Annotated in this window: 16 protein-coding genes and 2 riboswitches; of the genes, 8 read left to right on the forward strand and 8 right to left on the reverse strand. The window is 61.7% G+C overall.

The window, feature by feature from the left end; all coding sequences use genetic code 11:
* Window positions 1-29: 29 nt before the first annotated feature.
* From QR290_RS16500 to cobW, 4 genes are all read right to left on the reverse strand, one after another.
* Window positions 30-593 (reverse strand): vWA domain-containing protein, encoded by a 564-nt coding sequence (locus QR290_RS16500; protein WP_353739126.1) that lies wholly within the window; start codon window positions 591-593, stop codon window positions 30-32.
* 101 nt (window positions 594-694) lie between these two features.
* A complete protein-coding gene (locus QR290_RS16505; protein ID WP_289203105.1) occupies window positions 695-1,708 on the reverse strand; it encodes an ATP-binding protein in 1,014 nt (337 codons plus the stop codon).
* A gap of 2 nt (window positions 1,709-1,710) precedes the next feature.
* Window positions 1,711-5,592, reverse strand: a complete 3,882-nt coding sequence (cobN, locus tag QR290_RS16510) for a cobaltochelatase subunit CobN (protein ID WP_289203106.1) — start codon at window positions 5,590-5,592, stop codon at window positions 1,711-1,713.
* Window positions 5,593-5,595: 3 nt separating this feature from the next.
* Window positions 5,596-6,669 (reverse strand): cobalamin biosynthesis protein CobW, encoded by a 1,074-nt coding sequence (gene cobW, locus QR290_RS16515; RefSeq protein WP_115078118.1) that lies wholly within the window; start codon window positions 6,667-6,669, stop codon window positions 5,596-5,598.
* 99 nt (window positions 6,670-6,768) lie between these two features.
* A riboswitch (cobalamin riboswitch) is annotated at window positions 6,769-6,978 on the reverse strand.
* A gap of 911 nt (window positions 6,979-7,889) precedes the next feature.
* Window positions 7,890-8,109: riboswitch (cobalamin riboswitch) on the forward strand.
* 122 nt (window positions 8,110-8,231) lie between these two features.
* Here cobW and QR290_RS16520 point away from each other — a divergent pair.
* The 4 genes from QR290_RS16520 (at window position 8,232) to cobM (ending at window position 10,390) form a co-directional block, all read left to right on the forward strand.
* On the forward strand, window positions 8,232-8,429 hold the full coding sequence (locus QR290_RS16520) for a CbtB domain-containing protein (protein WP_007959524.1): 198 nt from the start codon (window positions 8,232-8,234) through the stop codon (window positions 8,427-8,429).
* A gap of 11 nt (window positions 8,430-8,440) precedes the next feature.
* Complete coding sequence (locus tag QR290_RS16525) at window positions 8,441-9,142, forward strand: CbtA family protein (protein WP_115078119.1); 702 nt, start codon at window positions 8,441-8,443, stop codon at window positions 9,140-9,142.
* Window positions 9,139-9,552, forward strand: coding sequence for a cobalamin biosynthesis protein (locus QR290_RS16530; RefSeq protein WP_011334491.1), 414 nt, complete (start codon window positions 9,139-9,141; stop codon window positions 9,550-9,552). Before QR290_RS16525 ends, QR290_RS16530 begins: the two co-directional genes overlap by 4 nt.
* 91 nt (window positions 9,553-9,643) lie before the next feature.
* On the forward strand, window positions 9,644-10,390 hold the full coding sequence (gene cobM / locus QR290_RS16535; RefSeq protein WP_289203107.1) for a precorrin-4 C(11)-methyltransferase: 747 nt from the start codon (window positions 9,644-9,646) through the stop codon (window positions 10,388-10,390).
* A 143-nt stretch (window positions 10,391-10,533) separates the two neighbouring features.
* On the opposite strand, the gene nfuA is transcribed toward cobM, so the two are convergent.
* The 3 genes from nfuA to QR290_RS16550 form a co-directional block, all read right to left on the reverse strand.
* Complete coding sequence (nfuA, locus tag QR290_RS16540) at window positions 10,534-11,118, reverse strand: Fe-S biogenesis protein NfuA (protein ID WP_007959519.1); 585 nt, start codon at window positions 11,116-11,118, stop codon at window positions 10,534-10,536.
* Window positions 11,119-11,209: 91 nt separating this feature from the next.
* On the reverse strand, window positions 11,210-12,211 hold the full coding sequence (locus QR290_RS16545) for an acyltransferase family protein (protein ID WP_289203108.1): 1,002 nt from the start codon (window positions 12,209-12,211) through the stop codon (window positions 11,210-11,212).
* Between the two features lie 59 nt (window positions 12,212-12,270).
* Window positions 12,271-14,565: a fatty acid cis/trans isomerase gene (locus QR290_RS16550; protein WP_289203109.1), complete on the reverse strand. Its 2,295-nt coding sequence runs from the start codon at window positions 14,563-14,565 to the stop codon at window positions 12,271-12,273.
* A gap of 158 nt (window positions 14,566-14,723) precedes the next feature.
* Between QR290_RS16550 and metH the strand changes: the two genes are divergently transcribed.
* Together metH and QR290_RS16560 are read left to right on the forward strand one after the other, a co-directional pair.
* Complete coding sequence (gene metH, locus QR290_RS16555; RefSeq protein WP_289203110.1) at window positions 14,724-18,434, forward strand: methionine synthase; 3,711 nt, start codon at window positions 14,724-14,726, stop codon at window positions 18,432-18,434.
* A 123-nt stretch (window positions 18,435-18,557) separates the two neighbouring features.
* Complete coding sequence (locus QR290_RS16560; protein ID WP_289203111.1) at window positions 18,558-18,776, forward strand: DUF2970 domain-containing protein; 219 nt, start codon at window positions 18,558-18,560, stop codon at window positions 18,774-18,776.
* 6 nt (window positions 18,777-18,782) lie between these two features.
* Here the strand turns inward: QR290_RS16560 and QR290_RS16565 are convergent, their stop codons facing one another.
* Window positions 18,783-19,856, reverse strand: a complete 1,074-nt coding sequence (locus QR290_RS16565) for an ABC transporter substrate-binding protein (protein ID WP_289203112.1) — start codon at window positions 19,854-19,856, stop codon at window positions 18,783-18,785.
* Window positions 19,857-20,381: 525 nt separating this feature from the next.
* On the opposite strand from QR290_RS16565, the gene QR290_RS16570 reads away from it, so the two are divergent.
* Entirely contained in the window at window positions 20,382-22,040 is a 1,659-nt protein-coding gene (locus tag QR290_RS16570; RefSeq protein ID WP_289203113.1) for a nitrite/sulfite reductase, read from the forward strand.
* On the forward strand, window positions 22,024-22,518 hold the full coding sequence (locus QR290_RS16575) for a DUF934 domain-containing protein (RefSeq protein WP_007959510.1): 495 nt from the start codon (window positions 22,024-22,026) through the stop codon (window positions 22,516-22,518). The genes QR290_RS16570 and QR290_RS16575 overlap by 17 nt, the downstream gene beginning before the upstream one ends.
* The last annotated feature ends 14 nt before the right edge of the window (window positions 22,519-22,532 follow it).

Below are 22,532 nucleotides of genomic sequence, written 5' to 3' on the forward strand. Positions count from 1 at the left end.
TGTGATTGGGCCCCTCTGCAGCATAGCTCTCAGACCGACAACAACTCGTCGATATGCCGGTAATCCGCGTCCAGTGCTGTCGCCAATTGTTTCGCGCGGCCCAGCCGAATCGGTCCGCGCTCGATATCGATCAACAGGCCCGGGCACGCGAGCGCTGATAGCTCCGGACAGTCTTTCAAACGGCCATCGGTGATCACCAGCAACCGTTGTTGTTCGGCGGGGAATCGCTTGCGCCGCACCGCCAGCCAATGCCCGGCCTCCGTCAGCGCTGCCAACAGAGGCGTGCCGCCTCCCGCGCCCAATCCATCGAGCCACGCGCGCAACCCGCTGGAGGCCTTCAGCCCTTGCACCTGCCATTTCGGTGCCGCGCCGCTCGCGGTCAACAACGCAAGGCGCGCGCGCTGGCGGTAAGCGTCGTCGAACAGTTGTGCGAGTACGCCCTTGGCATCGCTCAATGCCTGATGGCGACGGGTCGAGGCCGAGGCGTCAACGATCACTAGCCACAGTTCATGGGGCGTGCGGGTGCGCAGTTGAAACAGCAGGTCCGCGCGGACTTTCGGGCGGCCATTGAGCAAGGTTCCGGGCCAGTTCACCGAGCCGCTGCGAGCCGCGTGACGCTTGCCCTGGCGACCGTTATCGAGGCGACCGGCGCGGGGTCTGGCATTCGCCCCCGCGTCGGATCGGGGGCGAATGCCTAGGGCTTTTTTTGTAGGTGTGGCGGCCAGGTCGGGACTTCGCGGCGGGCACCGGTAGCGAGGGCCGGCGCCGGCATTTCGCCCCACTGGCCCTGCCCTTCGCTCGGCTCGGACTGGGTGCCGGACGGCGATTGCGCCGGTGGCTGCGAATTGGTCGAAGACTGTTCGCGACGACGATGACGCAAGGCAAATTCAGCCACGGCATCAATGTCCTGCTCGGCGATGGCTTCGGCACCGCGCCACGCGGCATGCGCCCGCGCGGCACGCAACCAGACCAGATCGGCGCGCAAGCCATCGACGCCAGCGGCAAAACAACGCTCGGTAATCTGCGCCAGCGCCGCATCATCGAGGGGAATATTCGCCAACGCATTGCGGGCATTCTCGCAGCGCTCGCGCAGGTCTTTCTGGTCGTTTTCCCACTGCGCACAGAAGCCGTGCGGATCGCTGTCGAAATCCAGTCGACGACGAATGATCTGACCCCGTTCGGTCGGCGCAGTGTGACCACTCAGCGCGACATTCAGGCCGAAACGATCCAGCAATTGCGGACGCAACTCACCCTCTTCCGGGTTCATGGTGCCGATCAAAACAAACTTCGCCGAATGTCGATGGGAAATCCCGTCACGCTCGATCAGGTTGGTGCCGCTGGCGGCCACATCAAGCAGCAGATCCACCAGATGATCCGGCAACAGATTTACTTCATCGACGTACAACACTCCGCCGTCAGCCTTGGCCAATACGCCGGGAGAAAACTGCGCACGACCGTCGCTCAACGCCGCGTCCAGATCCAGCGTGCCGACCAGTCGCTCTTCGGTGGCGCCCAATGGCAAGGTAACGAACTGACCACTGGCCAGCAGATCCGCCAAACCCCGGGCCAATGTCGATTTGGCCATACCGCGCGGGCCTTCGATCAGCACACCACCGATCTTCGGATCGATGGCCGTCAGGTACAGCGCCAGTTTCAGGTCATCGGCGCCGACCACGGCGGAGAGCGGGAAATGTGGGGTATCGGTCATGTTCAGCTCTCTTCTTCTATGTCCAGCAGCAGGTTTTCCAGGGCCTCTTTGTAGGCGCCCGGCTCCTGCCACATCCCGCGCTGCTGCGCTTCGAGCATGCGCTCGGTCATGTCGCGCAGCGCGTGCGGATTGTGTTCGCGCACGAAGTCGCGGGTCGCCGGGTCCAGCAGATACGCGTCGGCCAGCAAGGCGTACTGGTGATCATCGATCAACTGCGTGGTGGCGTCGAAGGCAAACAGGTTATCGACCGTCGCCGCCAGTTCGAACGCGCCTTTATAGCCGTGGCGTTTGACCCCGTCGATCCATTTCGGATTCGCAGCACGGGAGCGGATGACCCGGTTCAGTTCTTCCTTCAAGGTGCGGATCTTCGGTAGATCCGGCTGGCTGTGATCACCGTGATAACTGGCCGCCGCCTCGCCGCGCAGGCTTTCCACGGCAGCGAGCATGCCGCCCTGGAACTGGTAATAGTCGTTGGAATCGAGCAAATCATGCTCGCGGTTGTCCTGGTTTTGCAGCACGGCCTGCACCTGGCTCAGGCGCTGGACGAACTGCTCGCGGGCGGCGGTGCCTTCGTCAGAACCGCCGTAAGCATAGGCGCCCCAGTTCAGGTAGACCTCGGCCAGATCCTCGCGGGTTTGCCAGAGGCGACCATCGATAGCGCCCTGCACGCCCGCGCCATAAGCGCCGGGTTTGGCACCGAAGATCCGCCAGCCAGCCTGACGTCGGGCAGCGTCTTCATCCAGACCCGATTGCCGCAGCGCCTCACGCTCGGCACGCACTTTGGCGGCCAGCGGGTTGAGATCGTCCGGCTCGTCCAGCTCCGCCACCGCTTGAACGGCCGCGTCAAACAGGCGGATCAGGTTGGCGAACGCATCGCGGAAAAAACCGGAGACCCGCAGCGTGACATCGACCCGAGGCCGGTCGAGGAGGCTCAGCGGCAGAATTTCGAAATCATCGACCCGCTGACTGCCCGTGGCCCACACCGGTCGCACGCCCATCAGCGCCATGGCCTGGGCAATGTCATCGCCGCCCGTGCGCATGGTCGCGGTGCCCCAGACCGACAGGCCGAGCTGGCGCAGGTGATCGCCGTGATCCTGCAGGTGTCGCTCGAGAATCAGGGTCGCGGACTGGAAGCCGATCCGCCAGGCCGTGGTGGTCGGCAGATTACGCACGTCGACCGAATAGAAATTACGCCCGGTTGGCAGTACATCGAGGCGCCCGCGACTTGGAGCGCCGCTCGGGCCGGCGGGGACGAATCGGCCGCTGAGAGCATCAAGCAAGCCGCGTATTTCGGCCGGGCCGCAGGCGTCAAGGCGTGGGGCGATGACCTCACGCAGATGGTCAATGATCATGCTGACTTCGGCACAGCGAGAATCCTGTGGGAGCGGGCTTGTCCCCTGGCGGCGATCCGACGAAAGCGGTATGTCAGTGAAAGGGATATCGACTGACACGACGCCTTCGCGGGCAAGCCCGCTCCCACAGGTTTTGTGCAAGGCTTGACTTTGGTTGAGTGCCTGCTCAATCAGCCGGGTGGCAAACAGCTCCAGACGTTCACGGGTATCCCCCGCCGTGCGCCAGATCTCGTCGCTGACCGACAACAATTCCGATGGACGCGGGCCAGTCCAAGGATCAGCCAATGCGCAATCCAGCGGATCGAACCCCAACTGAAACGCCTTGGCCAACGCCCGCAACAGACTCGACTGCGCTCCTTTGCCATCGCCACGCGGAATCCGCAGCAACGCCAGCAAGGTATCAATACGCAAACGCCCGGTCGGCGACTCACCGAAAATGTGCAGCCCATCGCGGATCTGCGATTCCTTCAAGTCACACAGATAAGTATCCAGACGCGGCAGCCAGATCGCCGCATCGGCATCGCTGTCGAGGGCGGCATCCAGCTGCAATTCACGATCGATCTGCGTGTCACGCACCAGTTGCAGAATGTCGCGCTGCAATTCCCGGGCGCGGCGCGGATCGAGCAACTGAGCTTCGTAATATTCGTCGGCCAACAATTCGAGATTGCGCAACGGGCCGTAGGTTTCGGCACGGGTCAGCGGCGGCATCAGGTGGTCGATGATCACCGCTTGAGTGCGTCGCTTGGCTTGAGCGCCCTCGCCCGGATCATTGACGATAAACGGATAGATATTCGGCAGCGGCCCGAGCAATGCGTCCGGCCAGCAGTTCTCCGACAGGCCCACGCCTTTGCCCGGCAGCCATTCGAGGTTGCCGTGCTTGCCGACGTGAATCACGCCGTGGGCGCCATAGGTCTGGCGCAGCCAGAAATAGAACGCGAGATAAGCGTGCGGCGGTACCAGATCCGGATCGTGATACACCGCGCTCGGATCGACCTGATAACCCCGCGCCGGTTGAATCCCGACAAAGGTCAGACCAAAACGCAGGCCGGCGATCATCATCCGCCCGTCACGGCACATCGGGTCGTTGTGCGGCGAACCCCAACGCTCCTGCACCGCCGCGCGATTGGCTTCAGGCAGCGCGTTGAACATCGTCAGGTAATCGTTCATCGCCAGGCTTTGCTGGCACGGGCGCTGATCGAGGGTGTCGAGGTCATTGCTGACGCCGCCGAGCAGTTGCCGGATCAGTTCAGTACCGCTGTCCGGCAGTTCGGCCGGCAGCGGATAACCTTCGGCCTGCAACGCCCGCAGTATATTCAGCGCGGCAGCCGGCGTGTCGAGGCCGACGCCGTTGCCGATGCGTCCGTCCCGGGTCGGGTAGTTGGCGAGAATCAGCGCGATGCGCTTTTCAGCGTTCGGCACCCGCGCCAGATCGACCCAGCGTCGCGCCAATTCGGCCACAAAATCCATGCGCTCGGGTTGGGCCCGATAACACACTACGTCGGACTGACTGCGCTCGCTGCGCCAAGCCAGGTCCTTGAAGCTGATGGGCCGACTGATGATCCGGCCGTCCAGCTCCGGCAAGGCGATGTGCATCGCCAGATCCCGCGGACCGAGGCCCTGTTCGCTGTCGCGCCAGCCGGGCTCGTTGTCCTGGGCGCAGATCGCCTGGATCACCGGAATATTGCGACGAAATGGCCGCAGATGCGGCGCTTCGGGGCTGGACTGGGCGAAACCGGTGGTGTTCAGAATCACCGATGCCTCCACCTCATCCAGCCAGTCCTCGACCACCGACAGGCAGCCGGGCTCTTTCAAACTGGCCACGGCGATCGGCAGCGGATTGAGTCCGGCCGCCTGAAGCCGTTGGCAGAACACATCGATAAACGCCGTGTTCGCCGCTTGCAAATGCGAGCGATAAAACAACACCGCCGCGACCGGTTGACCGGGCAGCCAATCGGCTTGCCAGTCACTCAGTGCGGCGGTGTTTTTGTTCGGATGGTAAATCGCCGTGCGCGGCAGCGTCTGCGGCTCGCCCCACACGTAATCCCGCGCCAGCCAGCGATTGGCCAAGCAGCGGAAGAAATCCAGCGCATTGCCCATGCCGCCTTGGCGCAAAAACTGCCAGAGCCGGTCGCGATCCTCGGCGCCCACGGTGCTCAAATCGCTGAGCTCCGGGTCGGGCCGATCATCGCCCGGCACCAGAATCACCTGTACGCCACGCTCGGACAACTCGACCAGTCGCTCGACGCCATAACGCCAATAAGCGATGCCGCCGTGCAGCGAAATCAGAATGACCTTGGCGTGACGCAGCACTTCATCGACGTACAGGTCGACCGACGCATGGTTCTGCACCTGCATCGGGTTGGCCAGCCGCACGCTCGGGTAATCCTCGGGCAGTTGCTGCGCGGCTTCGGCGAGCAGCGCGAGGCTGGAATCGCCGCTGCACAGAATCACCAGCTCGGCGGGGGTTTGTCCAAGGTCGGCAATGTTGTCATCCGACACGAAACCGCCGGGCTGGGTCCTGAGCAGGTGCATGGCTTAAACGCTGAGCGCGGCGCGCAGTTGCGCTTCGAGCTGGGCGGCGTCCAGTTCCTGACCGATCAACACCAGACGCGTCACGCGTGCCTCATCGGCGCCCCACTGACGGTCGAAGTGTTTGTCGAAGCGCGTGCCCACGCCCTGAATCAGCAGACGCATCGGCTTGTTCGGGATCGCCGCGAAACCTTTGACCCGCAGGATGCCGTGCTGAACCACCAGTTGCGTCAGCGCGTCGAGCAGCAGGCTTTCGTCGGCTTGCGGCAGTTCGATGGAGATCGAGTCAAAAGCGTCGTGATCGTGGTCATCGTGATCGTCATCGCCTTCACCGTGGTGGTGATCGTGATGGCTGTGGCGACTGTCGATGTGTTCTTCGGAACCGGCGCCGAGGCCGATCAGCACGTCCAGCGGCAGACGACCGTTGCTGGCTTCGATGATTTTCACTGCTGGCGGCAGCTCTTCGGCGACTTCCAGACGGACGCGCGCGAGGTCTTCAGGGCTGGTCTGGTCGGCCTTGTTGAGGATGACGAGGTCGGCGCTGGCCAGTTGGTCTGCGAACAGTTCGTGCAGTGGCGATTCGTGATCCAGGTTCGGATCGAGTTTGCGCTGGGCATCGACCTGCTCCGGGAACGCGGCGAAGGTGCCGGCGGCCACGGCCGGGCTGTCGACCACGGTGATCACCGCATCAACGGTGCAGGCACTGCGGATTTCCGGCCACTGGAAGGCTTGCACCAGCGGTTTTGGCAGGGCCAGGCCCGAGGTTTCGATCAGGATATGGTCGAGGTCGCCGCGACGGGCCACCAGTTCGCGCATCACCGGGAAGAACTCTTCCTGCACCGTGCAGCACAGGCAGCCGTTGGCCAGTTCGTAGACGCGGCCGGTCGCTTCTTCTTCGGTGCAGCCGATGGTGCACTGCTTGAGGATTTCACCGTCGATGCCCAGCTCGCCAAACTCGTTGACGATCACCGCGATGCGGCGGCCCTGAGCGTTGTCGAGCATGTGCCGCAGCAAGGTGGTTTTGCCCGAGCCGAGGAAGCCGGTGACGATGGTGACGGGGAGTTTGGCCAGTGTTTTCATCGGATGCCCTTTGGCAAGGTGGCGGGCATACGGGACGAGACCGGCAACGCGGATGCGTGCCTGGAGAGTTCGCCACCGGATCACCCCGCCCGGTTGAAAGTGAGAATCTGTGACGAGGCAGGTCTCCTGGCTGACGGTGTTCGGGCCTTGGCCCGGTATTCGCTGCGCCTTCCCGCTGGCTCTGGATTGAGTTGGCAGTGGCGTGGCAGCGAACGGCACCGTTCACAGTTGCGGGGGCAGCCGCGGCTTGGACCGCGTTCCCTTCTTAGCTTCGGCGTGGGCCGAAGAACCTCGAAAGCGCAAGGCTACGCAGGGTGTGGGGATGGGTCAATGGTTGGTGGATTTTGAGATTGGGGGCATATCCATTGCTTCGGGTGCTGCCGCTGGCGGTTTCGCTCTTACAGCGAGTCCCTTTTTCAAACGCCGGAATGCCGGCCCAGCAAAAAGGAACCAAAAGGCTTTTGCCCCGGCGTACGGCACTTCGCTTAGGCTCAGTGTTCCCTCGCTACGGTGTCCATCAGGGGGCATCGCCTACGGTTTGCTTCGCTGCACCTCCTCTCGATGTATGCGGCTTCGCCGCACGGCGCTGCGCGCCTACCCCCTGATGAACACCTCCGCTCGGCCTGCCGAAGGGGCTTGAGATCAAAAGCAGATCAAGAGCCCCCTCACCCTAACCCTCTCCCGGAGGGAGAGGGAACTGATCGAGGTGTTTGCAAGAGCTACGCCGACATGCAATACCGAGTCGAACTCAAGTTTTGAAAAGCACACATATCGGCTCCCTCTCCTCGGGGAGAGGGCTGGGGTGAGGGGTAAATCCACCACAAAACCAAAGCCGACCACGCCGTGCTCCTCACCACTCAACACGATGAGCGTTAGCTCGAGTACCGCTTTTGATCGCAAGGCCCGTCGGCAGGCTGAGTGGAGGGATTGATCCGGGGGTGGGAGCGCAGCGACCGTTTGGCGAAGCCAAACACATCGAGAGGAGGTGCAGCGAAGCAAACCGTAGGCGATGCCCCCGGATCAATCCCGGAGCGAAGGAACCCGAGCCACAGCGAGGGCCGTACGTCAGGGTAAAGCCTTTTGGGTTACCTTTTCGCTGGGCCGGCACTCCGGCGTTTGGAAAAGGTGACTCGCCGTAAGGGCGAAACCCTGAGAAGCCGTTACCGCAGCAACGGATATGCCCCCAATCCCAATTGACTCAAATCCCCCCCTCATGGTCTCCTACACAACTTGTTACGGGTGCCCTTCACAGGGTGAAACGGGAAACCGGTGAATCATGTGCTTTACTCTAAAGCCATGTCAGTCCGGTGCTGCCCCCGCAACGGTAAGCGAGAGAGCGTCAGATCCACTGTGCCCACGGGCATGGGAAGGTGACGCTTGCAGGTCGGCAGACAGCCACCCCTCGTGAGCCCGGAGACCGGCCCGCAACACACAGTGCGCATCCTTGCGCCACTGAACATAACAAACCCGCGGTGGGCGGGCGCTGTTCGAACCTCTGCGTGCCCGGCCGCAGGGGTTTTCATGCGCTCTATTCACCCGCTGACACTCCAGAGGGAAGCGCCATGTCGATCATCAGCAGCACCGGCAGCAATTCGGACAAGATCTCCAGCACCACCACCCTGAGCCAACGCCTGACCGCCGCCGTCTGCGCGTCGATCCTGGGTGCGTGCCTCGTGTATTTCGCCGGTTTCTCGCACATCGAAGCGGTGCACAACGCCGCCCACGATACCCGCCACAGCGCCGCGTTCCCGTGCCACTGAGACCTGACGACATGATCAAGCGTATTGCGCAGACCGCAGGTTTCACCGGCCTTCTGGCCGCCCTGCTCCTGACCTTGCTGCAAAGCTTCTGGGTGTCGCCGCTGATTCTTCAGGCCGAGACCTTCGAGAAAGCCGAACCGGTTGCCGAAGTTCACGAACACGCCGCCGGCACCGCCGCACACACCCACGATGCCGAAGCCTGGGAGCCGGAAGACGGCTGGCAGCGCGTGGTGTCAACCACTGGCGGCAATCTGGTGGTTGCCGTGGGTTTTGCCCTGATGCTGGCGGGCCTGTACACCCTGCGCGCGCCGACCAAAACCTCCCAAGGTCTGCTCTGGGGTCTGGCCGGTTATGCGACTTTCGTGCTCGCGCCGACCATGGGCCTGCCGCCTGAGCTGCCGGGCACTGCCGCTGCCGATCTGGCCTCGCGTCAGATGTGGTGGATCGGCACCGCTGCCTCCACCGCTGTCGGCCTGGCCTTGATCGCGTTCAGCCGTAACTGGCTGATGAAGATCCTCGGCGTGGCGATCCTTGCCGTGCCGCATGTGATTGGCGCGCCACAACCGGAAGTGCATTCGATGCTCGCCCCGGAAGCCCTCGAAGCCCAGTTCAAAATCGCTTCGCAGCTGACCAACGTCGCGTTCTGGCTGGCCCTGGGCCTGATCAGCGCCTGGTTGTTCCGCCGCAAAAGCGAAGGTCAGTACCACGCATGACCGATGACAGCGCAGCGCCGACCTTCGTGGTCGGCCTGGGCTGCCAGCGCGGCTGCCCCGCCAGCACGCTGCGTGCATTGCTTGACCAGGCGTTACAGGCGCATCGAATTGATCTTGAGAAGGTCAAGGCGCTGGCCAGCATCGACCTCAAGCGCGACGAACCCGGTTTGCAGGAACTCGCCGCCCAACTGGCGTTGCCGTTGCTGTATTTCAGCAGCGAAGAACTGGCCAGTTATCAGCAACGTTTAAGTCATCACTCACAGATCGCCTTCGAACGCACCGGTTGCTACGGCGTGGCGGAAAGTGCCGCCCTGGCGCTCGCCGAACAGTTGATCAGTGGTCCGGCAAAACTGCTGATTTCCCGGCAAAAGTACGCGCAGGCAACTCTGGCATTGGCCGGCGCGGCTTAAATTCCCGATAATCCTCGCTTTCGATCATGAGCATTCTTCATCTGAAGGGCTTGTGAAGCACCGCCCTGCCCCTTTTCTACAGGATCCAACGATGACCGTTTACTTCATCGGCGCCGGCCCCGGCGACCCGGAATTGATCACTGTCAAAGGTCAGCGGTTGATCCGCAGTTGCCCGGTGATCATCTACGCAGGTTCGCTGGTGCCGACGGCGGTGCTGGAAGGTCATTGCGCTGAAACCGTGATTAACAGCGCCGAGCTGCACCTGGAACAGATCATCGATCTGATCAAGACCGCTCACGCCAAGGGTCAGGATGTGGCGCGGGTGCATTCGGGCGATCCGAGCCTGTATGGCGCCATTGGCGAGCAGATTCGTTATTTGCGCGAGCTGGATATTCCGTTCGAAATCATCCCCGGCGTGACCGCCACCGCCGCGTGCGCCGCGCTGTTGGGCGCTGAACTGACGCTGCCGGACATCTCGCAAAGCGTGATTCTGACCCGTTATGCGGACAAGACGGCGATGCCTGCCGGCGAGGAACTGGGCAGTCTGGCGCAGCACCGGGCGACCATGGCGATTCATCTGGGGGTCAATCATCTGGAGAAGATCCTGGCTGAATTGCTGCCGCATTACGGCGCGGATTGCCCGATCGCGGTGATTCACCGGGCGACGTGGCCGGATCAGGATTGGGTGGTCGGGACGCTTGAGGATATTGCCGAGAAGGTGGCGGCCAAGGGGTTTCGGCGCACGGCGTTGATTCTGGTCGGGCGGGTGTTGGGGAGTGATCATTTCAGCGAATCTTCGCTGTATCGCGCGGGGCACGCACATCTTTACCGCCCATGACGGCCCTTTCGCGAGCAAGCCCGCTCCCACACTTGATCGCATTCCAAATGCGGGAGCGGGCTTGCCCGCGAAGGCGTCATTGAATCTCACGCATAAAAAAACGGCGCTCACGGGGCGCCGTTTTTCATGCCGCAGCGAACGCCTTAGTAGTAGGCGTTTTCTTTCTGCGTGTGGTCGGTCACGTCGCGAACGCCCTTGAGCTCCGGAATGCGCTCGAGCAAGGTGCGCTCGATGCCTTCCTTCAAGGTTACGTCCGCCTGGCCGCAGCCCTGGCAACCGCCGCCGAACTGCAACACGGCAATGCCGTCTTCAACCACATCGATCAGGCTGACCTGACCGCCGTGGCTGGCCAGCCCCGGGTTGATTTCGGTTTGCAGGTAGTAGTTGATGCGCTCGTTGATCGGGCTGTCAGCGTTGACCATCGGGACTTTGGCGTTTGGCGCCTTGATGGTCAGCTGGCCGCCCATGCGGTCGGTGGCGTAGTCGACGACGGCATCGTCGAGAAATGCTTCGCTGAACGAGTCGATGTAAGCGGTGAAGCTTTTCAGCCCCAGCGCCGTGTCTTCAGGTTTTTCTTCGCCCGGCTTGCAGTAGGCAATGCAGGTTTCGGCGTATTGGGTGCCAGGCTGGGTGATGAAAACGCGGATGCCGATGCCCGGGGTGTTCTGCTTGGAGAGCAGATCGGCCAGGTAATCATGGGCGGCGTCGGTAATGGTAATAGCGGTCATGGAGACTCCTCGCAGGCTTGAGGCGGAGTTTACGCCAATCGGCGCGCGGCACAAAGTCCTAGTATTTACGTAGGAATAGTTCGCAAATCGGCTATGCGCCAGGTTCGCCGTCGATCCGCGCTTTAAGCCATTGATAACTGCGCTTTTCCACCCATTCGTAGCTCAGCCACGAACCGATAACGATGGCCAGCGCACAGACGGCAAACATCAAATACGGGTTGAGCCCATAGCGTCGGGCCAAATAACCGCCGGCCGACAGCACCAGCACATGCATCAGGTACACCGAGTACGAACAGTCACCCAGCAGCTTCAACAGCCTGTTGCGTTCGACATGCCGCTCCAGCGCCATGCTGGCCATGACCAGCACCGCACTCGGCACGCCCCAGTTGAGCAATCGCGGTTCCGGCGGCAGATGATAGATCGCCAGCAACGCCGCGCCGATCCCCAGTATCGGCAACCAGAGCGCCGCCCCGATCCAGCCTCGGCGGTAAAGCATGCCGATGCCAATCCCCAGCAGGAACTCATAAACGATGTCCGAGCGATAAAACTCGCTGACCCAGCCAAACCCGGTCCAGGTTTGGCACACCGCAAACAGCAGCGCCGCGACCACCAGCAAACGGACTTGCAGCCGGAACAACAGCGCCCAGGCGAACAGCACGTAGAACAGCATTTCGTAATTGAGGGTCCAGCCGACATTCAGGGTCGGATAGATCCCGTAGCCACCGGGGTTTTCGGTCGGGATAAACAGCAGCGACAGGAGCAAATGACTCCAGTCCACCGTCTGATCCGGCAGCAACGGCCGGGCAAACACCACCAGCAACGCCATCAGCACCGTGTAGAGCCAATACGCGGGAACAATACGGAACAGTCGATACAACAGAAACCGCGCCGGCGGCAGCGCCTTGCCTTCGGTGGACAGGAAAATCACCAGCCCGCTGATCACGAAAAAGATATCGACGCCCACGGCGCCCTTGTCGATGAACAGCTGCCCTATCGGCCCGCGCGCCTCGAAGTCAAAGAAAATCTGCATGAAGTGATGGCAGACCACCGCCCACGCGGCGAGCGCTCGCAGGGCCTGCACTGAAATCAACATCGATGGCGCTCCCGATCCCGTACTTCACAGGATTGGGACAACCGCCATCGCTCAAACGATCAAAGATTCTCGTACCGGTTCATATCCAGCACGCCCTCTTCCACCGGATCGGTTTCGTGGATGTACTGGCTCAAATCATGGAAATAGAACCAGAACTGCGGATGGCTGCGGCGGATGCCCCAACGTTCGACGATTTTCTCGAACTGCGCCACGTCCTTGGCACTTTCCATGGCGTCGACAAACGCTGGCACCTGATCGGCCGGGATGTTGAACATGAAATTCGGGTAGCTGCTGAGCACGCCCGGATAGATCGTCAGCGTGTCCAGCCCCGGTTGATAACGCAGCGATTCACCGAGCAGGAACGCCACGTTGCTGTGCGCGCGGTTGCGCAGCAGGCTGTAGACCTCGCGCTTGCCGCTGCGGGTTTCGACCCGCAGCATCGTCGCTTCCGGCAATTGATCGATCACTTTCAGGCCGGCTGCCGGGCGCGAAGTCAGGCGACTCAGCGCCTGTTCGGCGTTTTGCAGCGCCGGGTCGATGTTCGGGCGCGAGCAATAGGCGTCTTCGCAGCGGTTGATCGGATCCGGACGCGCATTGAGATCGCCGTAGCGCGCCAGCAATTGCATGGCGAAATCGCGTTTCGGGTCTTTCTCGTCGAGTTTCAGCGCGGTCGGCTTATCGTCGTCGATGGCTTCGTAATCGAGCCACATCTTGAATTGGCCGCTGCTCTGGTACCAATCGTCGAGGTAGCCCTCGCGGGAGTCGGCGGGCATCAGGCGCAGGAAGTTCTGCTCGGCGCCGTTGCGGATCAGGTCGAAATACAAGCGTGTTTGCGCCTGATGGGAGACGTTGCCGAACACATCGAAATTCACCGCCAACTGGTAATAGGTGCGTTCCAGCAGCGGATAGTCGAACAACCACATCGTCTGCGGCACTTCGCCGATCAGGCCTTTGGTCACCGAAGCGCTGTCGAAGTGACGGAAGATGCTCAGCAAGGCGTTGTCGTTGCCGGCCCACAGGGTCGACCAGCTCGGCGCCGGCAGGTCGGCGTAGCTGTCACGGCGCAGGGCTTCGTATTTGTTTCGCTTGTTGCGGTAGTTATGCCACAGGCTCAGGACGCTGCCGACGTCGTCGTTCTGCCCCGGCATCGCCAACAACGGCGTGGCCTGGCCGCGATAGTTCGGGTCGGTGATGTACAGATCGTGTTCCGGGGCCTGGAACAGCGCCCAGAAGTTGTCGCGGATCACGTCGGTCGCGATCTGCCCGCGGCATACCGGGCCGCGAATGAAGGTGCGCACGAAGTACTCGGCGTTATCGAGCATGAACTGATAGCGCGCCTGCGCCGGAATCGCCTCGAAGGTCGCGAACGGGTTGGCCCGGCTCTGCGGCCCGTAACCCGGCAAGGCATTGACCTGCCAGTGGCCGTTGTAGAACAGGCTTTTGACCCGCGCCATCTTCGCCGCGCTCAGCGGATAGGTGATGTGAGTCTTGTGCACGATCACGCCCTGAACTGGCCACAGGCGGTAGTAAACCTGGGTGCCCGGATCGTCATTCGGGCGACGCGTGGCGATCAGATCGATCGGCTTCCCCGTCGGCGTGCGCGAACGCACCCACTGGAAGTAATGCCCCGGCTCGCCGTCCTTGAAGTAGATGTGCGCCAGGAACCAGTGTTCAAACAGCCAGCGCCCGACCAGGCTTTCCCGCGCGCCGGGCTGGTTGAGCAGGTTTTCCCACTGCACGATCTGCAGCGCTTCCTTGGTGCTCGGCGCCAGGCCTTGCTCGTCGATGGGCGCGCCGGACGCCAACCAACGTTGCAGCGTCTGGTATTGCTGATCGGTCAGGCCGGTCACCGCCAGTGGCATGCCCTCTTTCGGATGGACACCGGCGTAGCCGTCGAATTCGGCCGGCATCGCGCACAGGTTCTCGCGGTTGAGGCCCAGCACGATGTCTTCCGGCAGCTTGGCGTTGGGTGTCAGCGGCGTTTTGTGCCCCAGTTCCAGCATGCGCGCCATCAGCGCGGCCTGACTGCCCTGGGCGTCGAGCACCGAATAGAAGTCTTTCTGCTGCCAGGCACGTTTGCCGAAGGCGTCGTAGAACAGCCGCGTGGTCGGTGCCGCCTGGGTGCGTTCGCCATCGTAGACCGGCATCTTGCTCGCGCCACGGGCGGCGCCTTCGCCGCTGCCCAGATTCAACTGACAGGCAGAGTCGTAGCACGCATGGCAGGCCACGCATTTCTCGGTAAAGATCGGCTGGATATCGCGGGTGTAAGAAATAGCGGGAGAAACCGCAGGACTTTGCGCCGCCGCGCCAAAGCTCAAAAACAGCAACACCATGCTGACGACGCGGTACGACATATCCCTGATCCTGATCCAGAAGAAAAACGCCGCGATTCTACCGTTATGACGACCGTACCAACATGAGCGATATTCATGCAAAAGCGCGACATGCTCTAAAACCGCACAGGTTTGTTATGATCCCGGCCCTTCGTCATGGTCTTTTTCGAGTAGTCCCAATGTCCGATCGCAGCGTCCGCCTTCAAGCTCTCAAGCAAGCTCTCAAAGAGCGCATCCTGATACTCGATGGCGGTATGGGCACGATGATCCAGAGCTACAAGCTCGAAGAGCAGGATTATCGCGGCAAGCGCTTCGCCGACTGGCCGAGCGACGTCAAGGGCAACAACGACCTGTTGGTGCTGACCCGCCCGGACGTAATCGGCGGCATCGAGAAAGCCTATCTGGATGCCGGTGCCGACATCCTCGAGACCAACACCTTCAACGCCACCCAGATTTCCATGGCCGACTACGGCATGGAAGAACTGGTCTACGAACTCAACGTAGAAGGCGCCCGTCTGGCGCGCAAGGTCGCTGACGCGAAAACCCTCGAGACCCCGGGCAAGCCGCGCTTCGTCGCCGGCGTGCTCGGTCCTACGAGTCGCACCTGCTCGCTGTCGCCGGACGTCAACAACCCTGGCTACCGCAACGTTACCTTCGATGAACTGGTGGAGAACTACACCGAGGCCACCAAAGGCCTGATCGAGGGCGGCGCCGACCTGATCCTGATCGAAACCATCTTCGACACCCTCAACGCCAAAGCCGCGATCTTTGCCGTGCAAGGCGTGTTCGAAGAACTGGGCTTCGAGTTGCCGATCATGATTTCCGGCACCATCACCGACGCCTCCGGCCGTACCCTGTCGGGCCAGACCACTGAAGCGTTCTGGAACTCCGTGGCCCACGCCAAGCCGATTTCGGTCGGTCTGAACTGCGCGCTCGGTGCCCGCGAACTGCGTCCGTACCTGGAAGAGCTGTCGGACAAGGCCAGCACCCACGTTTCGGCGCACCCGAACGCCGGCCTGCCGAACGAATTCGGCGAGTACGACGAGCTGCCGGTGGACACCGCCAAAGTCATCGAAGAATTCGCCCAGAGCGGTTTCCTCAACATCGTCGGCGGTTGCTGCGGCACCACGCCGGGCCACATCGAAGCCATCGCCAAAGCCGTCGCCGGCTACGCGCCACGGCAGATTCCGGACATCCCCAAGGCCTGCCGCCTGTCGGGTCTGGAGCCGTTCACCATCGATCGCAACTCGCTGTTCGTCAACGTCGGCGAGCGGACCAACATCACCGGTTCCGCGAAATTCGCCCGTCTGATCCGCGAAGACAACTACACCGAAGCCCTGGAAGTCGCCCTGCAGCAGGTCGAGGCCGGCGCCCAGGTGATCGACATCAACATGGACGAAGGGATGCTCGATTCGAAGAAGGCCATGGTGACCTTCCTCAATCTGATTGCCGGTGAACCGGACATCTCCCGCGTACCGATCATGATCGACTCCTCGAAATGGGACGTGATCGAAGCCGGCCTCAAGTGCATTCAGGGCAAGGGCATCGTCAACTCGATCAGCATGAAAGAAGGCGTCGAGCAGTTCATCCACCACGCCAAACTGTGCAAGCGCTACGGCGCCGCCGTGGTAGTGATGGCGTTCGACGAAGCCGGCCAGGCCGACACCGAAGCGCGCAAGAAAGAAATCTGCAAACGCTCCTACGACATTCTGGTCAACGAAGTCGGCTTCCCGCCGGAAGACATCATCTTCGACCCGAACATCTTCGCCGTGGCCACCGGCATCGAAGAACACAACAACTACGCTGTGGATTTCATCAACGCCTGCGCCTACATCCGCGACGAGCTGCCGTACGCCCTGAGCTCCGGCGGCGTGTCCAACGTGTCGTTCTCGTTCCGCGGCAACAACCCGGTGCGCGAGGCGATTCACTCGGTGTTCCTGCTGTACGCGATCCGCGCCGGCCTGACCATGGGCATCGTCAACGCCGGTCAGCTGGAGATCTACGACCAGATCCCGCAGGAACTGCGCGACGCCGTTGAAGACGTGATCCTCAACCGCACGCCGGAAGGCACCGACGCCCTCCTCGCCATCGCCGACAAGTACAAGGGCGACGGCAGCGTGAAGGAAGCCGAGACCGAAGAATGGCGCGGCTGGGACGTCAACAAGCGTCTGGAACACGCGCTGGTCAAGGGCATCACCACCCACATCGTCGAAGACACCGAAGAATCCCGTCAGTCTTTCGCTCGCCCGATCGAAGTGATCGAAGGCCCGCTGATGTCCGGCATGAACATCGTCGGTGACTTGTTCGGCGCCGGCAAAATGTTCCTGCCGCAGGTGGTGAAATCCGCCCGCGTGATGAAGCAGGCCGTGGCTCACTTGATCCCGTTCATCGAACTGGAAAAAGGCGACAAGCCGGAAGCCAAGGGCAAGATCCTGATGGCCACGGTAAAAGGCGACGTTCACGACATCGGCAAGAACATCGTCGGCGTGGTGCTGGGTTGCAACGGCTATGACATCGTCGACCTCGGCGTGATGGTGCCGGCGGAGAAGATCTTGCAGGTGGCCAAGGAGCAGAAGTGCGACATCATCGGTCTGTCCGGCCTGATCACCCCGTCGCTGGATGAAATGGTCCACGTGGCCCGCGAGATGCAGCGTCAGGACTTCCACCTGCCGCTGATGATCGGTGGCGCGACCACCTCCAAAGCGCACACGGCGGTGAAGATCGAACCCAAGTACAGCAACGACGCGGTGGTGTATGTCACCGACGCCTCCCGCGCCGTGGGCGTGGCGACGCAGTTGCTGTCCAAGGAGCTCAAGGCCGGTTTCGTCGAGAAGACCCGCGAAGAGTACATCGACGTCCGCGAGCGCACCGCCAACCGCAGCGCCCGTACCGAGCGTCTGAGCTACGCCGCCGCGATCGCCAAGAAGCCACAGTTCGACTGGGCCACGTACACCCCGGTCAAACCGACCTTCACCGGCACCCGCGTGCTGGACAACATCGACCTCAACGTACTGGCCGAGTACATCGACTGGACGCCGTTCTTCATCTCCTGGGACCTGGCCGGCAAGTTCCCGCGCATCCTCGAAGACGAAGTGGTCGGTGAAGCGGCGACCTCGCTGTACAAGGACGCCCGCGAGATGCTGACCAAGCTGATCGACGAGAAGCTGATCAGCGCCCGTGCGGTGTTCGGCTTCTGGCCGGCCAATCAGGTGCACGACGACGATATCGAGTTGTACGGCGATGACGGCAAGCCAATGGCCCGCCTGCATCACCTGCGCCAGCAGATCATCAAGACCGACGGCAAACCGAATTTCTCCCTGGCCGACTTCGTTGCGCCGAAGGACAGCGAAGTGACCGACTATGTCGGTGGTTTCATCACCACCGCCGGCATCGGCGCCGAAGAAGTGGCCAAGGCTTATCAGGAAGCCGGCGACGACTACAACTCGATCATGGTCAAGGCCCTGGCCGACCGTCTGGCCGAAGCCTGCGCCGAGTGGCTGCACCAGCAGGTGCGTAAAGAGCACTGGGGTTACGCCAAGGATGAAGCCCTCGACAACGAGGCGCTGATCAAGGAGCAGTATTCCGGCATTCGCCCTGCTCCCGGCTACCCGGCCTGCCCGGATCACACCGAGAAGGCCACGCTGTTCGCCCTGCTCGACCCTGAGGCTCAGGAAATGCGCGCCGGCCGCAGCGGCGTGTTCCTCACCGAGCACTACGCAATGTTCCCGGCGGCAGCGGTCAGCGGCTGGTACTTCGCCCATCCGCAGGCGCAGTACTTCGCCGTGGGCAAGGTCGACAAGGATCAGGTGCAGAGCTACACCTCGCGCAAAGGTCAGGAACTGAGCCTGACCGAACGCTGGCTGGCGCCGAACCTGGGTTACGACAATTGAGTTACGACAACTAAGTCAGCTACGCGCGACACCCTGTGGGAGCCAATTGGCTCCCACAGGTATTTCTGCGACCTGAAAAGGCTTGGCTATGCTTGATGGACACACACGGCAGACGGGGGATTTATGGACGATCCATTCGACAACAAGCCACCAACCTTCTGGCAGATGCTGCACAGCGTCATGGCAGCCGCGTTCGGGGTGCAAAGTGGCAAGAACCGGGCAAGGGATTTCACCCATGGAAAGCCCAGCCACTTCATCTTCCTGGGCATTGCGTTCACGGCGGTGTTCGCCCTGACGCTGTTCGGCATTGTGCAACTGGTGGTGCATCTGGCGGGCGTCTGACCCGCGTCAGTGCATCAGGGTCTGCAGGTTGAACGGATAGCGATACGAAACCGGACGGCCCTTCGCCGACATCCTGTGAAAGTGCACGCCGTAGTCTGGCGATGTGCCCATGGCCAGCATGCGGCGGGCATGATCCTTGTCGATCAGTTGCAGCAAGGGAATCTGCCGGTCACGGCCACCGTAACGGTTCAGGTCGACGCCCTGTGCATGATCGTGCACTTCCACCAGCGCCCACCCCCCAAGGGTGAAGTGACCGCCGAGCAAAGCGCTCAAGCGCCCGTCGATCATGGCCTGCAATGCCGCAGGCGAGGTATTGACCGCACTGAACAGCACGTCTTTGCCTGGGACTTTCCCGCTTTCCGAAACCGCTCGCATCGCGCCGAAGGCCATTTCGTCGTTGGCCGCCCACACCAATGACACCTTCGGGTAACGAACCAGCAGCTGCCGGGCCTGCTCATAGGCACGCTGCTGTGTCCAGCCACCGTAGACCAGTTGCCGCAAACGGACCTCGGGATGTTCGGCCAGTGCCCGCTGCATGCCCTGCTCGCGCAATTGCGACGACGGCGTGATCTTCAGGCCGGAGAACGCCAGCAATTCGATGCTGGCGCCGGGGGCCACCGGTGGATGCAGGCGGATCAACTCCTTCATCAACAGGTAACCGCCCTCCTCGTCATTGGGCACGAGGCTGCCGATCCGGTCAGCGCGGTCCCCGACCAGCGCTTGCTGATTGGGGGTCAGCGCGGCATTGACGATAAACAGCTTCACCCCACTCTGATTGGCCATGCGCAGGATCTGCGGCGCGATGTATTGCTCGTTGGCGAACATCAGGTAGTCGGGGCGATCAGGGCCCTGCAAGGCTATCCGGGCCTGGGCCAGGGTCATTTCGGGCTGGCGCTGGGAATAGAGAATGCGCAGATCGACGCCCAGATCCCGGGCCGCAGCCTGCATGAATTGCGAGTAGCTGACCCAGAACGCTTCGTCGGTGGCACCCGGATTCAGAAACAGCACAGACTCTGCCCGCGCGCCGCCTCCAAAGGCCAGGCCCAGCACAAGCAGACTGATGTGGAGAAACTTGAACATGAAACATCCGGGCCCAAGGAAAAATGGCCGCGCATTATAGCCATTGATCACCTGGCCTTTGGCGCTTGATCCCGCCTTTTGTCCGACAATCGTCGCAAGCGGGGCCCGGACGAGTCGTTTTACTGATGGCTGACCCAGAACACGGCTGTTCCAACGACCAGAATGATCAGGAACAGAATGGCCCATGCATCGACGCTGCTATCGCTTTTCCTTGCCTTGGTTGGGTTGCTCATTGCATCGCCTCTTGTCGGTTTTATCGGTGATTGCAGAAAGACTCGACCACAGTTAAGACGATGATTGACCGCACTACAAATGTGGGTTAGTTGACAGTGATTCTCGTTAGGCGATTTGGTTCTTTCCATATACTCAAACATCACTTTTGCGCATAACTGCAAACGGGTATATTGCCCCGGCTCCGTCAGGGAGTGCGCGGCCGTGCGCGCAGAATTGCAGAGGAACCATCGGACTCCAGCAAGCGAAAACGCAGCGTTTTCCGAGTGGCCAAAGCCTGAGAACAGGACTTATATGTACGTATACGACGAGTACGATCAGCGGATCATCGAGGACCGCGTCAAGCAGTTCCGTGATCAGACCCGACGCTATCTGGCAGGTGAGCTGAGCGAAGAAGAATTCCGCCCCCTGCGCCTGCAAAATGGCCTGTATATCCAGCGTTTCGCGCCGATGTTGCGCGTGGCGGTGCCTTACGGCCAACTGACTTCGCGTCAGATGCGCATGATGGCAAAAATCGCCCGCGACTATGACAAGGGCTACGCCCACATCAGTACGCGCCAGAACGTGCAGTTCAACTGGCCGGCGGTCGAAGACATCCCGGACATCCTCGCCGAGCTGGCCACCGTGCAGATGCACGCGATCCAGACCAGCGGCAACTGCCTGCGCAACGTCACCACCGACCAGTTCGCCGGTGTTGCGGCCGACGAATTGATCGACCCGCGTCCGTGGTGCGAAATCGTTCGTCAGTGGACGACCTTCCACCCGGAATTCGCCTACCTGCCGCGCAAATTCAAGATCGCCGTCAACGGTTCGACCTCTGACCGTGCGGCCATCGAAGTCCACGACATCGGCCTTGAGCCGGTGCACAACGCCGCTGGCGAACTCGGTTTCCGCGTGCTGGTGGGCGGCGGTCTGGGTCGTACCCCGGTGGTTGGCGCGTTCATCAACGAATTCCTGCCATGGCAGGACCTGTTGAGCTACCTCGACGCGATCCTGCGGGTCTACAACCGCTATGGCCGTCGTGACAACAAATACAAGGCGCGGATCAAGATCCTCGTCAAGGCGCTGACGCCGGAAGTCTTCGCCCAGAAAGTCGATGCCGAAATGGAACACCTGCGCGGCGGCCAGACCACGCTGACCGAAGCCGAAGTCCATCGCGTCGCCAAACACTTCGTCGACCCGGACTACAAGGCACTGAGCAGTCAGGACGCCGAACTGGCCGCCCTCGACAAAGAACATCCGGGCTTCGCCCGCTGGCGCACCCGCAACACCCTGGCGCACAAGAAGCCGGGCTACGTTGCCGTGACCCTGTCCCTGAAGCCGACCGGCGTTGCTCCGGGCGACATCACCGACAAGCAGCTCGACGCCGTCGCCGATCTGGCCGACCGTTACAGCTTCGGTCAACTGCGCACCTCCCACGAGCAGAACATCATTCTGGCCGACGTCGAGCAGAGCCAGCTGTTCACCCTGTGGGGCGAACTGCGTGAAGGTGGTTTCGCCACGCCGAACATCGGCCTGCTGACCGACATCATCTGCTGCCCTGGCGGTGATTTCTGCTCCCTGGCCAACGCCAAGTCGATCCCGATCGCCGAATCGATCCAGCGCCGTTTCGACGACCTGGACTACCTGTTCGACATCGGTGAGCTGGACCTGAACATCTCCGGCTGCATGAACGCCTGCGGTCACCACCACGTTGGCCACATCGGCATTCTCGGCGTGGACAAGAAAGGTGAGGAGTTCTACCAGGTCTCGCTCGGTGGCAGCGCCAGCCGTGACGCCAGCCTGGGCAAGATCCTCGGCCCGTCTTTCGCTCAGGAAGACATGCCGGACGTGATCTCCAAACTGATCGACGTGTACGTGGAACAACGCACCGAAGACGAGCGTTTCATCGACACCTACCAGCGTATTGGCATCGACCTCTTCAAGGAACGCGTCTATGCAGCGAATCATTAAGAACAACGAGGTCGTCGACGAAACCTGGCACCTGCTGCCGAAGGATTTCAATATCGACGAAATCAGCAACTGCGACGACCTGATCGTCCCGCTGCAGCTGTGGCGTGAACACGCCCGTATGCTCAAGGCCCGCGATGGCGGTCTGGGTGTGTGGCTGGATGCCGACGAAGAAGCCGAGGAAATCGGTGACGACGTGAACGAGTTCCAGGTGATTGCCCTGAACTTCCCGGCGTTCACCGACGGTCGCAACTACTCCAACGCCCGCCTGCTGCGTGACCGTTACGGTTTCAAAGGCGAGCTGCGGGCCATCGGCGACGTGCTGCGCGATCAGCTGTTCTATATGCGCCGTTGCGGTTTCGATGCCTTCGCCCTGCGCGCGGACAAAGACCCGTACGACGCCCTTGAAAGCCTCAAGGATTTCTCGGTGACCTATCAGGCCGCCACTGACGAACCGCTGCCGCTGTTCCGTCGTCGCTGACGATCACGCCCCGG

It is taken from the genome of Pseudomonas fluorescens (assembly GCF_030344995.1).
GTDB classification, from domain to species: Bacteria; Pseudomonadota; Gammaproteobacteria; order Pseudomonadales; family Pseudomonadaceae; genus Aquipseudomonas; species Aquipseudomonas fluorescens_BF.

What these genes read in the sequence shown, in the direction of transcription:
- QR290_RS16505 (WP_289203105.1), bottom strand. Translation starts at nt 1,708, where the DNA reads ATGACCGATACCCCACATTTCCCGCTCTCCGCCGTGGTCGGCGCCGAT.
- cobN (WP_289203106.1), bottom strand. Translation starts at nt 5,592, where the DNA reads ATGCACCTGCTCAGGACCCAGCCCGGCGGTTTCGTGTCGGATGACAAC.
- cobW (WP_115078118.1), bottom strand. Translation starts at nt 6,669, where the DNA reads ATGAAAACACTGGCCAAACTCCCCGTCACCATCGTCACCGGCTTCCTC.
- QR290_RS16520 (WP_007959524.1), top strand. Translation starts at nt 8,232, where the DNA reads ATGTCGATCATCAGCAGCACCGGCAGCAATTCGGACAAGATCTCCAGC.
- QR290_RS16525 (WP_115078119.1), top strand. Translation starts at nt 8,441, where the DNA reads ATGATCAAGCGTATTGCGCAGACCGCAGGTTTCACCGGCCTTCTGGCC.
- QR290_RS16530 (WP_011334491.1), top strand. Translation starts at nt 9,139, where the DNA reads ATGACCGATGACAGCGCAGCGCCGACCTTCGTGGTCGGCCTGGGCTGC.
- cobM (WP_289203107.1), top strand. Translation starts at nt 9,644, where the DNA reads ATGACCGTTTACTTCATCGGCGCCGGCCCCGGCGACCCGGAATTGATC.
- nfuA (WP_007959519.1), bottom strand. Translation starts at nt 11,118, where the DNA reads ATGACCGCTATTACCATTACCGACGCCGCCCATGATTACCTGGCCGAT.
- QR290_RS16545 (WP_289203108.1), bottom strand. Translation starts at nt 12,211, where the DNA reads ATGTTGATTTCAGTGCAGGCCCTGCGAGCGCTCGCCGCGTGGGCGGTG.
- QR290_RS16550 (WP_289203109.1), bottom strand. Translation starts at nt 14,565, where the DNA reads ATGTCGTACCGCGTCGTCAGCATGGTGTTGCTGTTTTTGAGCTTTGGC.
- metH (WP_289203110.1), top strand. Translation starts at nt 14,724, where the DNA reads ATGTCCGATCGCAGCGTCCGCCTTCAAGCTCTCAAGCAAGCTCTCAAA.
- QR290_RS16560 (WP_289203111.1), top strand. Translation starts at nt 18,558, where the DNA reads ATGGACGATCCATTCGACAACAAGCCACCAACCTTCTGGCAGATGCTG.
- QR290_RS16565 (WP_289203112.1), bottom strand. Translation starts at nt 19,856, where the DNA reads ATGTTCAAGTTTCTCCACATCAGTCTGCTTGTGCTGGGCCTGGCCTTT.
- QR290_RS16570 (WP_289203113.1), top strand. Translation starts at nt 20,382, where the DNA reads ATGTACGTATACGACGAGTACGATCAGCGGATCATCGAGGACCGCGTC.
- QR290_RS16575 (WP_007959510.1), top strand. Translation starts at nt 22,024, where the DNA reads ATGCAGCGAATCATTAAGAACAACGAGGTCGTCGACGAAACCTGGCAC.